Genomic DNA, 13,281 nt, shown 5'->3' with positions numbered 1-13,281 from the left:
CTCCTATCACGCCAGCCGGCCGGCGGCGTGGGCGAGCAGGGTGTAGACCAGCCCGGTCTCCGAGGTGAGCTGGGCGCGCAGCGCCTGCGGGTTGCGGTCGTCGCGGGCGACCTCGTCGAGCAGCCGTTCGAACTCGGTGATGTAGCGGTCCACCGTCTGCTTGAAGGTGCGGTCGGCGCGGTACTTGCGGGCGACCTCGTCGAACGCCTTCTGGCCGGCCGGGGTGTAGAGACGCTTGGAGAACGCCTTGGTCTCGCCGCGCTGGTAACGGTCCCACATCTCGGCCGCGAGATTGCGGTCCATCAGCCGTGCGATGTCGAGCGACAGCGACTCCAGCGGATTGCCCGGCTGCTGCTGGGCCGGTCCGCGGCCGCGCGGCGCTGTCTGGCCGGCGGTGCTGTTGTCGGCCCGGTTGAGCAGGTCGGACAGCCAGTTGTCGCTGCGCTGATCGGCGACCGGACCCATCGGCGGCGCCTCGACCCGGCGCGGCTGCGGCGGCGGGGCCGGCGGCTGCATGCCGAGATCCGGCGGCGGCAGGTTGGCGACGCTGGTCGCAGCCGGCTCGCGCAGGCGCATGTCCGGGCGGCCGCCGACGGCTGCGGCGACGATCGGCTCTTCCTGACGGATCACGGCTGCGGGAGCGGCGACCGCGGCGGGACGCGACGCGCTGACCACGTCGAGACCGCGGCCGTGATGCGCGACGATCCGGTTGAGCTCGGCCAGCGCCTCGATCTGGTCGACGATGACCTTGCGCATCTGCGCCGTGCTCTCGGCGGCCTCCTGCGGCATCTCCAGCACGCCGCGGCGCAGCTCGTTGCGCGTCGCTTCGAGCTCGCGATGCATCTCGGCGGTCATCTGCTTCATGCTCGACACCAGCGTGGCGAACTTCTCCGCCGACTGCTTGAACATCGCATCGGCTTCCTGCGTGCTCTGCTGGTAGATCTCCTGCATCTGCGACGTGGTGAGGCGGCGTTCCTCCTCGGCGTTGGCGCGGATGGCCTCGAACTGCCGGCTGAGCGCGGTCGAGCCGGCCCCCGCCGTTTCCGCCACGACCCGGGCGATGTCGCGGGCGCGCTCCTCGGCGGCCGCCAAGGACTCGTCGAGCAGGGTGGTGAAGCGCGTCAGACGCTGGTCGAGATCGGCGGTGCGCAGATCGATGGTGGTGACCAGCGATTCCAGCGTCGTCTTGCGATCCGAGATCGAGACGGTCGCATCGCGGTTGCTCTGCTCGACAATGGCCGCCGCCTCGATCAGCGCCTTGCCATGCGCGTCGAACTGGCCGGACAGCGAGTTGAGATCCTCCAGCGCCCGCGACGTCTTGGAGTTGAACACGTTGAGCTGGTCCTCGAGCGTCTGCGTCGCGGTGCCGTTGCGTGCCGTGACGTCGTTCATCGCGGTGACGAAGTCGGCCACCCGGGTGACCAGCGCCCGCTCCAGCGAGTTGAGGTTGTCGTGGGCGCCGGTCAGGACCTCCTGCAGCAGGATGTTGCCCTCGCGCAGACGTTCGAACAGGGCGACCGTGTCGGTGCGCAGGATCTTGCTCGTCTCCTGCATCTCGGTGACCGCAGCCACCGAGACCTGGCGCGACTGCTCGATCGCCGCGCGCGAGGCCTGCTCCAGCTCCTTGAGCGACTTGGTGATCGCGGTGGTCGCGAGCTCGCCCGCGGAGGTGATGGTGCGGGCGACCTCGGAGCCGTTGCCATTGACGCTCTGGGCGAAGTTCTGGCCGCGGACCTCGATCGCCTTCAGCGCATCGGTGGTGACGCGATCGATCTCGATCGTGAGCTGGTTGGTCTTCGAGTTCAGCGTCTCGACCAGCGTGCCGCGCTTGCCGTCGAGCATCTGCGACAGTCGTTCGCTCTGCTGCTGCACATAGGTGACGATCTCGTCGGTCTTGCCGGTCATGGCCGAGCCGAACGAGTTGCCGGCGGCAAGCACCGAGCGCTCGATCTCGGTCGAGGTCGATTTGACCCGCGTGGAGACCTCGTTGGAGGCGGCGACGAGTGCGCTCTGCGCATTGAGCGCGCTGCTCTGGATCGCATCGGTGGTGTTCGCCGCGACGGAATTGATGACGCGCTCGATCTCCGACGACATCGCCTTGAGCTGGCCCGCGGTGTCGGTGGAGGTGGCCGTCAGCAGGTTCTGGGCCTCGCGCGCGCCGCCGACGATCACCGCGACCGTCTCGGTCGTGGTCGTCGTCAGCACCGCCTGGGCTTCGCGTGCGCTGCCGACCAGGGTGGCCGCGGTGTCGGCCGACGTGGCGGTCAGCGACATCTGCGCCTGGCGCGCGCTGTTGAGGATCGAGGCCGCGGTATCGGCGCCGACCGACGACAGCGTCCGCTCGACGTCGACGGCCAGCGACTTGACGTGCTCGGTTGCTTCCGTCGAGGCGGTGACGAGCTTCGTCTGGACGTCGCGGGCGCTGCCGACGATTGCCGCAGCCGTGCTGGTTCCGACCGCGGCGAGCGTACGCTCGACGTCGGCTGCCAGCGACTTGACGTGATTGGCCGCTTCGGACGACGCGCTGATCAGCGTGGTCTGCGCTTCCCGGGCGCCGCCGGTGATCGCTTCCGCGGTCGTGGTTCCTGCGATCGACAGCGAGCGCTGGACGTCGACGGTCAGCGCCTTGACCTGTTCGGCCGCTTCGCTCGATGCCGCGAGCAGGGCATGCTGGGCGTCGCGAGCGCCCGCCGTGATGGCTTCGGCGGTTTCCGTCCCGGCACTGGTCAGCGAGCGCTGCACGTCGGCTGCGAGCGACTTCACGTGCTCGGCCGCGTTGGAGGAGGCGGACACCAGCGTGTTCTGGACCTCGCGTGCACCGGCGAGGATCGAGGCTGCCGTGGCCGAGCCGGCGGCCGTCAGCGCCTGCTCGACGTCGACGGCGAGCGACTTGACGTGGGTGGCGGCATCGGAGGAGGCGGACACCAGCGTGTTCTGAGCCTCGCGCGCACCGGCGAGGATCGAGGCTGCGGTGGTCGAGCCTGCCGCCGTGAGCGTACGCTCGACGTCGGCCGACAGCGACTTGATCTGGTCGGCGGTCTCGCCGGAGGCCGCGACCAGCGTGGCCTGGGCCTCGCGCGCACTGGTCAGGACGGCCTCGGCCGCGCCGTTGCCCGCGTTCGACAGGGCGCGCTCGACCTCGGCGGACGTGTTCTTCAACTGCGAGCCGACGTCGGTCGAGACGTTGAGCAGCGCCTGCTGCGCCGAGCGGGCCCCGGTCTGGATGGTCTCGCTGGTGTTGACCACGAGATTGGTCAGCGCCCGCTCCGCGTCTTCCACGTGCGACTTGATGCTGGCGGACAGCAGCTCGGCGCGGGTCATCAGCTCGTCGCTCGCCTGGCGGCCGCTGCTCTCGATGCGGCCGGCCACGGCCTCGACGCGCGAGCCGAGCAGGTCTTCGAACTGCGAGACGCGCTGGTCGATGTCCTTGGCGATCGAGCCGACGCGGGTCTCGATGCCCTGATGGATGTCCTGGAAGCGCGCGGTGACGGCTTCGGTCAGCTCGTAGCTGCGGCCGTCGATGATGTTCGACAGGCTGTGGATGCGCTGATCGATCGCTTCGAGCGCCTTGTCGGTGCCGTCGGTCAGCGAGGAGGTCAGAATGTTGAGGCGGGAATCGATCGACTGGATCGCCTGCGCCGAGCCATCGGTCAGCGAGGAGGTCAGCACGGTCAGCCGCGAGTCGATCGCGTGCAGCACCTGGGCAGCGCCGTCGGTCAGCGAGTTGGACAGAGTGCCGAGGCGGCCTTCGATCGTCGAAGTGACCGAGGTCGCGCGGTTGTCGAAGTTCTCCTCGAGCGACTTGAGGCGGCCCTCGACGCTGTCGTCGAAGGTCTTGATCTTCGCATCGAGCGAGGTGTCGAGGGTGGTGATGCGAGCCTGCAGATTGGTCTCGAACTGGTTCAGCCGCTGATCCAGCGTCGCCGTGATCTCACCGCTGTTGGACGACAGCCGCGTATCGAACGTATCGACATAGGACTTGAGATTGTCGGAGATTTCCTGGGTCCGCTGGCCCATGCGCTCGACGATCTCGCCGCCATAGGTCTTCACCGTGCGGTCGAACTCGGTGATGTGCCGGGTGATCAGCGCGCCCAGCGTCGAGCTGTCGCGTGCGAAGCGCTCGGCGAGCTCGGTGCCCTGGTTCTTCACCAGCTCGTCGAAGGCACTGATCTGGATCGACAGCGTGTCGTGGGTGCTCTCGGTCTGGCTGACGACCTTGGCGACCAGCGAATTGACGGTCGCATCGAGCGACTCGCTCGCCTTCTCGCCTGACGTGACGATGTGGCCGGACATGCGCTGGCTCGCCTCGTCGATCTTGGTCACGAGATCGCCGCTGCGCAGCTCGAGCTCCAGCAGGAGGGACTCGCCGGACGCCTTGAGCTGGTCGTGAACCTGCTCGGTTCGCACCGAGATGCCGTCGACGATGGCGGCCGTGCGCTGCTCGAACTCGCTGGTGATGCGGTCGATGCGCTCGTTCAGCATCTCGTGGACTCGGTCCGACAGGTCGGCGAACTCGTCGTGGACGTGGCCGGTCTTGAAATTGAGGCTGGTGGTGAGCCGCTCCGAGGCGTCGAGCACGGCGCGGGTGGTCTCGGCGCTGGCCTCTTCGAGCCGGTCGAGCAGATCGCCGCCGCGCTCGCCGAGCGCGAGGATCATGTTGTCGCCGGCGTTGCCGAGCGCGGCCGTGATGTGGGCGCCGCGCTCTTCCAGCGCGCCGGTGATGCTCTTGGCGACCTCGTCGACGCGCGAGGCGATCGCGTCCGAGATCAGCGCGATGTCGTGGCGAAGGTCGATCTGCACGCCGGAGATGGCGCTGCGGACCTGCTCGGCCTGGCCGACGAGGTTATCGCGCTGATGGGCGATGTCCTGCAGCAGGGCGCGGATGCGGACCTCGTTGTCGCTGTAGGCGCGCTCAAGGGCTGCAACCTCGTTGGCGACCAGCATCTCGAGCTCGCCTGCGCGCGCGATCGCGCGCTCGACTCCGTCGCCCATCGCCGCGACCTCGCGGCGGATGGCCTGGCCGACGGTCACGATGGAATCGCTGACGGCGCCTTCCGGCTCGGAGAAGCGGATCGCGACCTGCGCCATCGACTGCGCGATCATGCGCAGCTCCTGGCCGCGCCAGGCGAGACTGGCCAGGAAGTAGAACAGCAGAACCGGTGCGAAGAACACCGCGGCGAGACCGGCGAGCACCAGCACGCCGCCGCTCTGGCCGATCAAGGCCTGCAAAGCGGGCAGGAAACCGATGGTCAGCAGGACGCAGCCGACGATCCAGATGCCTGCAAAGGCGGTTGCCAGCGTGTAGACGCCGCGTGACGGGCGGCCCTTCTGGATCGCCTGCAGCAACTGGCCGATGGTCTCGCGGTCGTCATTGGCCGGGCGGCGCGCGGCGAGCGGCGGCGGCTCGATCTCGTCAAGGCTGCTGCGGTCGATGCCCGGACGCGAGTCGAACGAATCCAGACTGGACACGCCGTTCGGCATGACGGGCGGGGCGCCCTCGGCGTGGACCGAGCTCTGCGAGTCCGTGGGCGCGGACGAATCGCTGATGTTCAAAGCCTCCTGAATGGCGGACAGCGCAACTTCAGTCGGGTCTTTGACCTTTTTCGGAGTGTTCGCCATGTTGAGTCCGAGCCCTCGTCTTAATTTCGATCCGGCGAGCCGCGTACGAGTGCCCTCTCGCAACGCTCGAACCGGACGTCATCCCTCGCAGGCACCAGGGGTGGCAAATTCCGCCAGGTGACCCACTCCATCCGGGCATCATCCTATTGGCAGTGCCTGTTGAAAGAAATGGCCGTGGTTAAGAGATTCTTAATCATCGTTAACAGCACCCGCCGTTAACACTTTAGAAGTTCTGCGAATTCCCGTTTCTGCCGCGATTGGGGCAGAGCCGGGCCCAAATCGCGGCAAACCCGCGGCAATTGGGCCGGTAACAATGCATTAACCATTGTCGTGCTTGACTTACCACAGGCGCGCGCGGCGCGCCCGCCGGACCGGATTGCCGCCATGATTCCCGACCTTTCACGGATCGAATGGATGCCCTCGCCTCCGCTGGTTCCCGACGACGGGCCGATCAGCCTGGACCTGCTGCGGCGGATGACCCTCGGCGACAGCGCGCTCGAGCGCGAGGTGCTCGCCATGTTTTCGGACCAGGCTGTCCGCCTGCTGGAGCGGTTGCAGGTGATGCCCGAGGATGCGGCCACCGTCGCCCACACGCTGAAGGGCTCGGCCCGCGCCGTCGGCGCGCTCGATGTCGCCGACGCGGCGGAAGGGCTCGAAGCGGCGCTGCGGGCGGGCGACCCGGCCGATGCGCTGGCCTGGCTGGGCACGGCGATCGCGCAGGCCCGCGCGGCGATTTCGGAGATGCTCGGCGCGGCCTGAGCGGCCGGCGGCAGCACTAGCGCGGAGCGGAGCGGTCCGTTATAGGACAGCCCGACCTCATTCCCTGCGCAGCACGAGCACACATGGCCAAGATCACCTTTGTCGACCATACCGGCGAATCCAGAACCGTTGAGATCGAGAACGGCGCGACCGTGATGGAAGCGGCGATCCGCAACGCCATTCCCGGCATCGAGGCCGAATGTGGCGGCGCCTGTGCCTGCGCGACCTGCCATGTCTATGTCGACGAAGCCTGGCGCGAGAAGGTCGGCCCGCCGACCCCGATGGAAGAGGACATGCTCGATTTCGGCTACGATGTCCGGCCGAATTCCCGTCTCTCCTGCCAGATCAAGGTCTCCGACGAGCTCGACGGCCTCGTCGTCTCCACCCCCGAGCGTCAGGCCTGACCGTTCGCCTCGCGTCCTCATCGCCGCGCCCCCGGTGATCGCCGCCAGGCCTATGCCGGCAGCGCGATCGTCACGCCGCGGCGGACCCACGGCTGGAGCGCAGCAATGAGCTTCGGCGTCAGCGGCGCCGGCTTGCGCGTCGCCTCGTCGATCAGAACCATGACCGCGGTGGCCGACGCCACGCAGCGCCCGTCCGAGAACACGACCTGCTCGCAGGTCACCGACGTGCGCCCCAGCCTCACGACCCCCAGTCCGAGCTCGATCATGCCCGGCCAGCGCAGCTCGGCCCGGAAATGCATGTCGAGCCGCACCATGATCCAGGCCAGCCCCTCCTGTCCGAGGCCATGGCGCGGGTCCTTCATCAAGGTCACCCGGCCGGTCTCGAAATAGGTCGCATAGACCGCATTGTTGACGTGCTGGTTGGGATCGAGGTCGCCGAAGCGGACATTGTCCGTCAGCCGATAGGGAAAGTCCTCCAGGCGTGGCGCGTGGTCGCGGCGGGCCGTCTCTGTCACCGATTGATCTCCATCATTCATGTCCCCTTCAAACCCGGCTAAGCCCGCTGCTGCAAGCCGCGCGCGAGCGAGGGGCGGCTTTTGTGCCTTCCCTGCGACCACCCCGTTGGCTACAAATTCGGAACCGCCATCTGCCGCCATCCGTCGAGCGGCGCCTCCAACGAGAAGAGCGACATGAGCGAAGCGATCAAGACCGATGTGCTGATCATTGGCGCGGGCCCTTGCGGACTGTTTGCCGTTTTTGAACTGGGGCTGCTCGACATCAAGGCGCATCTGATCGACATCCTCGATAAGGTCGGCGGCCAATGCGCCGAGCTGTATCCGGAGAAGCCGATCTACGACATTCCCGGCGTGCCGATGGTGACGGGGCAGGGCCTCACTGAGCAGCTGATGGAGCAGATCAAGCCGTTCAGCCCGACCTTCCATCTCGGCGAGATGGTCGAGAAGGTCGAGAAGATCGGCGATCCCGGTTTTCGCATCACCACCGACGCCGGCAAGGTGTTCGAGTGCAAGGTCGTGGTGATCGCGGCCGGCGGCGGCTCGTTCCAGCCGAAGCGTCCGCCGGTGCCGGGCATCGAGGCATACGAAGGCACCTCGGTGTTCTACGCCGTGCGCAAGATGGAGCAGTTCCGCAACAAGAATGTCGTCATCGTCGGCGGCGGCGATTCCGCGCTCGACTGGACTCTCAATCTGCATCCCCTCGCCAAGCGCATCACGCTGGTGCATCGGCGCGACGATTTCCGCGCGGCGCCGCACAGCGTCGAGCAGATGCGCGCGCTCGTGGCGAGCGGCAAGATGGATCTGCGCATCGGTCAGGTGACGGCGCTCGAAGGTGCGAACGGTCAGCTTTCCGCGGCCACCATCAAGGGCAACGACAATGCGGTCGAGACCGTGCCGTGCGAGATGATGCTGCCGTTCTTCGGCCTGACGATGAAGCTCGGCCCCGTCGCCGAGTGGGGCCTCGCGCTCGAGCACAATCTCATTCCGGTCGAGACCTCGGCGTTCGAGACCTCGGTGCCCGGCATCTTCGCGATCGGCGACATCAATACCTATCCCGGCAAGATCAAGCTGATCCTGTGCGGCTTCCACGAGGGTGCGCTGATGGCGCAGAAGGCGCACCGCTACGTGTATCCGGAGAAGCGGCTGGTGTTCCAGTACACGACGTCGTCGTCGAGCCTGCAGAAGAAGCTCGGCGTCAACTAATTGCTCGGAAGCGTGGAACCCGGCGCCGCCGGACCAACTCAAATGTGAAGAAATGTTTCCTGCGCGTGCCGGTTTCACCGGCGCGCCAGACCTGTTATGGGCTGGAACGATGCACGAAACGGCCGTACTGTGCGGCCATTCATTTTGTGACTTGGTCAAGGTGAGATGATGATGCGCAATGCGTTTCCCCGACTTCGGCTGGCGCCTGGTGTGACGAAGCTCGCGATCGGCGCGCTCGTCGTTGCCGGTGCTCTGCTGACGCGGCCTGCGCTCGCGGCTGAGCCGACCGCGGCCGGTCTGTGGCAGAAGGTCGAGGATGGCAGGCCCGTCGGCTGGTTCCTCTTCATCGACCACGACGGCGTGTTCGAGGGCGTGATCGCCAAGACGTTTCCGCGCCCCGGCGACAATCCGAACGAGGTCTGTTCGAAGTGCAGCGATGACCGCAAGAATGCGCCGGTGCTCGGCATCTCCTTCGTGCGCGACATGAAGCGCGAGGGCCTGAAATACGAAGGCGGCAACGTGCTCAATCCTCGCGACGGCAACATCTGGAAGGCCAATATGCGGGTCAGTCCGGACGGGCAGACGCTGATCCTGCACGGCTATCTCGGCATCTCGCTGTTTGGCAAGGACGAGACCTGGACCCGTCTTCCAGATACCAACATGGCCCAGATCGACCCCGCGATCCTCGCCAAATATCTGCCGGCCCAGGCGACCACGGCAACTGGCCCCGCGACCAAACAGGCGCCGCCGCCGATGATGAAGAAGCCGGCGCCGACTAAGTAGTTCGCCGCCGAACTGCAGCTTGGTGGTCGTTGTTAAGCGACACACCATCGTGATCTCGCGGCGCATGGCGTCCGAGTTTTCAAGCTGAACGCGACCCTCTCGAGCGAGAGGGCGCAGGGAATGCCGGGTGAGGGCCTCACCCATGGCCCGCCTGCTAAAAAAATGCAGGCGGCAGGAACCACAGGTAAAGCCGATCAACCGGCATTCCCTGCGCGATGTTTGACGGCTTATACGTCCTCTCCCCGGGGACCGGCTGTCTTGCCCCCGTCACGAGCGGATCATCACCACCGCTCGCTTGGCATCAGCATGCCAGGACCCTACGACTTCACCGTGCGCCGCCGCTCGTTCGTCGGCATGATCGGATCACGCTGCGACCGGTGGCGCCCACCGCGTCCCGCACTCCACGTTCGTGACGACCGCGAACCGCCCCTCTCATGAGCACGGGATGCGCTCATCAAAGCATGATTTCTGGAAAAAAGAAACAGGAAATTTTGTCACGAGGCGGCCGGACGCAGTCATCGACCTGGAATGGCGGGCGAATTTCGACCTTTTGCGGCAGGCCGTTTCGGCGCAATCGACGGACTCCGCTCGCGACCGGGACGCAACGTCGGGCCGACGGGCGACTCGGTGCATCGGCGGTGAGCCGATCGTTGGCCGCGCGCTACTGCCGCACGACTCCCGCCGGCGGCAGCGGCTGGCTCGTGACGTTGGGCTCGGCCGCATCGAGGTTCAGCACCTCTGCTGCGGCCGGAAACGCGGCATCGGCCATGGCGGCGTGGCCCTCGGCGGTCGGATGCACGGCGCCGCCATAGACGGCCGAGAGCACGCCCCAGCTCGCATCGTGGATGTCGGAAGGCTGCATCGCCGCGGGCAGCCCTTGCGGATAGGTCATCGCCGAGAAGTAGCTGTCATTGGCGTCGCGGATCCAGCGCGCGCGCGGCAAATAGGGGCGATATTCGCTGGCGCCGCGGCCGCACAGCAGCGGCTCGTTGGCGGCGCTGACGATGTTCGGATCGAAGCTGGCGCCGTCGGCCGAAAAGCATTCGCGGTCGAACGGCGGATCCTGCGTCGAGCGGGCGCAGAAGCCGTGATCGGCAAACGCGGCCTGATGAGCATCGACGAAGGTCATGCGGTCGGCCTGCGGATCGCGGCACAGAACTCCCGCGGTGCATTGCGCCAGCCCGCGCAGCGACGGCAGGAACTCGTTCTCGACGAAGCCCGCGACCTTGGCGAGCCGCTGCGGATTGGCATTGAACGACGGATGGACCTCGAAGCCGGCCGGGCCGCCCGGGCAGGGCGTGCCGGCACGGCTCAGCGCCGGATTGCCGTAGGAGGTGTAGATGACATGCGAGAGGTCGCCGACCAGCGGCTTCAGCGCCTCGCGCAGCTTGGCAAAGCCCTGCGGCAGGTCGCTCGCCAGCTCGCTGCGCGATTCCTCCACCGAGCCGATCACGCCGGAGCGCTTGAACAGGGTGCGCTCGGTCGGCGTGTCGACGATGACGTCGGCGACGAGGCCGGAGAAGTTGATGTCGTTGGCGCCGATCGACAGCAGAATCAGGTCGAGCTTGCGGTCCGGCTGGCGGCGCTTGGCCGCGGTCAGCGCCTCGCGGAGTTCGCCGAGCTGGCCGTTGACGCCGCCGGCGCAGGTCGCGACCGAGCGGCCGGGCGTGCATTCGCGCGCGCGCTGGCTGCCGAACAGGCCGTCGGCAATGGTGGCGCCGGTGCAGGCGAGCGGCAGGTAGGTGACCGCGACGTGCGGATAGCGCACCGCAAGCGCCAGCGCCGTGCGGGTCTGGTAGCTGTAGAGCGAGCGGTGGCAGGCAGCGTTGAGCCAGACCGCGCTGTGCTTCTGCCAGTTCTGCAGCGTGTCCGGCGCCTCACAGGCGCGGCCGCCTTTGAAGCCGGCCCGGCTCGGCCGATAATATTGCGCGGTCGGGCCGCCGAGATAGGAGCGGAAGCAGAAGCCGTCGTCGGCGAGCGCGATCGGGCGGTCCGGATTGCCCTCGCCGGAGGCGATGCTGTCGCCGAGGCCGGCGATCAGGACGTCACGGACCTGGATTCCGGTCGAGACCTGCCGCGTGCCTTCGGGACTGGCGACATCGACGGATGCCACGGTCTGGCGGCCGTAGCGGACGCGCAAATTGACCGGCTCGGCGCAGTCGAAGGTCGAGGTCTGCGGCCCGTCGCCGTCGTCGAACGACCAGGCGCAGGTGGCGCCGACCGGCACCGGGCCGGTCAGGCGCACGGTGACCGGATGGTCGATGGGGGTGAGATAGCTTTCCTTGACGTTGTCGCGCGTGCACGGCTCGTTGACGCGGCCGGCGAGGTCGATGCAGAGCCGGTTGACGACGTTGCGGGCCCAGCCGCGGCCGTCGCTCTGCACCCCCAGCGCCTGCTCGGCGGCGAGGATGGAGCGGTCGCGCGTGCTCTCGGTATGCAGCAGGAAGTCGCGCTCCTCGCGGAAGAGACGGAAGCGGTTGCGCACCTCCCAGCTGATCTGCAGCGGCGCTGCGCCGAACTGCGCGGCCGCCTCGGTGGCGGCGAGAGGGGCGAGCAGGCTGGCCAGGACGCAGGCGGCGAGCAGCGGACGAGGGGGAATTCGGGTCATGCGCAAGGATTCACGTCAGCGATGGGGCGGAAATAAGAGGACCGCACGCGAGTTCAACCGGTCGAGGATCGAACCGTCGCATCGTCCGCGAGAGAATTGCTGCTCAGCGCTGGGAGTGGCGCTTGATGCGCTGGGGAACCGCAGCGGGTGCTGCGGCCGCGGCGCGCTTGGCGGCGACCTCGTCCTCGCAGGCGGCGTTCAGCCGGCGCCGCTCCTGCCACGGCTTGACGACGTTCATCCAGAGCTCCCTGATGCCCATGATCGAGATCGCGATGGCGAAGGGGATCACGAAATAGAGCACGCGGAAGACGAGCAGGGTGGCCAAGAGCTGCTCGCGGCCGAACTGCGGCAGCGCCACCAGCATCGCGGCATCGAACACGCCGATGCTGCCAGGCGCATGGCTGGCAAAGCCGAGCAGGGTGGCGAGGATGAACACCACCGACAGCGACAGGAAGTCGATCGGAGGATCGGCGGGGACGAGCAGGTACATCGCCAGCGCGCAGAAGCCGAGGTCGACGACGCCGATCAGGATCTGCACCAGCGTGAGCTGCGCGGAAGGCAGCACCACCTTCCAGCCGTTCTGGCCGAGCTGCCGGCGGTTCTTGCCGGCGGTCAGCCAGCCGAGATAGGCGAAGATTGCCCCGAGGATGCCGATCGCGATCAGCTGGTTCATCGCCGGGGGCAACTGGTCCATCGCGGTGGCGGCGGCCGGATGCAGGGTCATGCCGATGCCGAGCACGAACAGGTTGCCGAGCCAGAAGGTCAGGCCCGACAGGAAGCAGATCTTGGCGACGTCGATCGCGGACAGGCCGTAGTCCGAATAGATCCGGAACCGGATCGCGCCCCCGGTGAAGACGGTGGCGCCGATGTTGTGGCCGATCGAATAGCTGGTGAAGGCGCTCATCGCTGCGATGCGATAGGGGACGTGTTTCTTGCCAATCGTTCGCAGTGCAAAATAGTCATAGAAGGTCAGCGTGCAGAACGCGCCGATCACACACAAGGCCGCGAGCGCGATGTGACCGAGCGGGATTTCGGTGAGCGCCGTCAGGATGACGCCGGCATCGACGCCCTTGAGCGTGCGCACGAGCGTCGTGATCGCGAAGGCGATGATCGCAAGGCTCGCTGCAATCCCCAGCCGCTTCCAGCCGATCCATTTCTTGAAGCCACGCGAGAGCGTGGTCAGCAGGCGCTGCATTCATCCTCCCGGCGGGGCGGTACTAGTTCTTGGAAAAGAGGCGAAACCATTGGTCGATGGAGGCGGGCAATTCGTGACAGCCTGTTCCTTATGCTAAAATGCGCGCCTTGTGCAGTCCTTGACACAGCTCAGCTCCGACCCATGCGGCGCGGGTCTGTCACACTCCAGTCACATGGCTGGCGGCCGCCTCAGTTC

The 13,281-nt window shown here is 67.0% G+C and carries 8 protein-coding genes; 4 read left to right on the top strand and 4 right to left on the bottom strand.

The features are described 5' to 3' along the window. Positions 1–6: 6 nt before the first annotated feature. Positions 7–5,619, bottom strand: coding sequence for a methyl-accepting chemotaxis protein (locus QX070_RS20425; protein ID WP_315738820.1), 5,613 nt, complete (start codon positions 5,617–5,619; stop codon positions 7–9). Positions 5,620–6,003: 384 nt separating this feature from the next. On the opposite strand from QX070_RS20425, the gene QX070_RS20420 reads away from it, so the two are divergent. Together QX070_RS20420 and QX070_RS20415 are read left to right on the top strand one after the other, a co-directional pair. Then, the gene (locus tag QX070_RS20420) at positions 6,004–6,378 is read left to right on the top strand and encodes an Hpt domain-containing protein (protein WP_315738819.1); all 375 of its coding nucleotides are present in this window, start codon (positions 6,004–6,006) and stop codon (positions 6,376–6,378) included. A gap of 83 nt (positions 6,379–6,461) precedes the next feature. After that, on the top strand, positions 6,462–6,782 hold the full coding sequence (locus tag QX070_RS20415) for a 2Fe-2S iron-sulfur cluster-binding protein (RefSeq protein ID WP_315707114.1): 321 nt from the start codon (positions 6,462–6,464) through the stop codon (positions 6,780–6,782). A gap of 50 nt (positions 6,783–6,832) precedes the next feature. On the opposite strand, the gene QX070_RS20410 is transcribed toward QX070_RS20415, so the two are convergent. Further along, the gene (locus QX070_RS20410; protein ID WP_315738818.1) at positions 6,833–7,297 is read right to left on the bottom strand and encodes a thioesterase family protein; all 465 of its coding nucleotides are present in this window, start codon (positions 7,295–7,297) and stop codon (positions 6,833–6,835) included. A 174-nt stretch (positions 7,298–7,471) separates the two neighbouring features. Between QX070_RS20410 and QX070_RS20405 the strand changes: the two genes are divergently transcribed. Both QX070_RS20405 and QX070_RS20400 read left to right on the top strand, forming a co-directional pair. Next, positions 7,472–8,500, top strand: a complete 1,029-nt coding sequence (locus QX070_RS20405; protein WP_315738817.1) for an NAD(P)/FAD-dependent oxidoreductase — start codon at positions 7,472–7,474, stop codon at positions 8,498–8,500. A gap of 171 nt (positions 8,501–8,671) precedes the next feature. After that, entirely contained in the window at positions 8,672–9,283 is a 612-nt protein-coding gene (locus QX070_RS20400; protein WP_315738816.1) for a DUF2147 domain-containing protein, read from the top strand. A 661-nt stretch (positions 9,284–9,944) separates the two neighbouring features. Here the strand turns inward: QX070_RS20400 and QX070_RS20395 are convergent. Then, positions 9,945–11,891, bottom strand: a complete 1,947-nt coding sequence (locus tag QX070_RS20395; RefSeq protein ID WP_315738815.1) for a hypothetical protein — start codon at positions 11,889–11,891, stop codon at positions 9,945–9,947. Positions 11,892–11,994: 103 nt separating this feature from the next. After that, positions 11,995–13,086: a YbhN family protein gene (locus QX070_RS20390; RefSeq protein WP_315738814.1), complete on the bottom strand. Its 1,092-nt coding sequence runs from the start codon at positions 13,084–13,086 to the stop codon at positions 11,995–11,997. Between the last annotated feature and the right edge of the window lie 195 nt (positions 13,087–13,281).

Origin of the sequence: Bradyrhizobium sp. SZCCHNR1093 (assembly GCF_032381175.1) — a bacterium.
In the GTDB taxonomy this organism is placed as follows: domain Bacteria; phylum Pseudomonadota; class Alphaproteobacteria; order Rhizobiales; family Xanthobacteraceae; genus Bradyrhizobium.
This window is presented reverse-complemented; position numbering and strand designations above follow the sequence as displayed.

Bases quoted from the DNA above. Each gene is read 5' to 3' on its own strand.
- QX070_RS20400 (WP_315738816.1), top strand. From the start codon at position 8,672: ATGCGCAATGCGTTTCCCCGACTTCGGCTGGCGCCTGGTGTGACGAAG.
- QX070_RS20415 (WP_315707114.1), top strand. From the start codon at position 6,462: ATGGCCAAGATCACCTTTGTCGACCATACCGGCGAATCCAGAACCGTT.
- QX070_RS20395 (WP_315738815.1), bottom strand. From the start codon at position 11,891: ATGACCCGAATTCCCCCTCGTCCGCTGCTCGCCGCCTGCGTCCTGGCC.
- QX070_RS20425 (WP_315738820.1), bottom strand. From the start codon at position 5,619: ATGGCGAACACTCCGAAAAAGGTCAAAGACCCGACTGAAGTTGCGCTG.
- QX070_RS20405 (WP_315738817.1), top strand. From the start codon at position 7,472: ATGAGCGAAGCGATCAAGACCGATGTGCTGATCATTGGCGCGGGCCCT.
- QX070_RS20420 (WP_315738819.1), top strand. From the start codon at position 6,004: ATGATTCCCGACCTTTCACGGATCGAATGGATGCCCTCGCCTCCGCTG.
- QX070_RS20390 (WP_315738814.1), bottom strand. From the start codon at position 13,086: ATGCAGCGCCTGCTGACCACGCTCTCGCGTGGCTTCAAGAAATGGATC.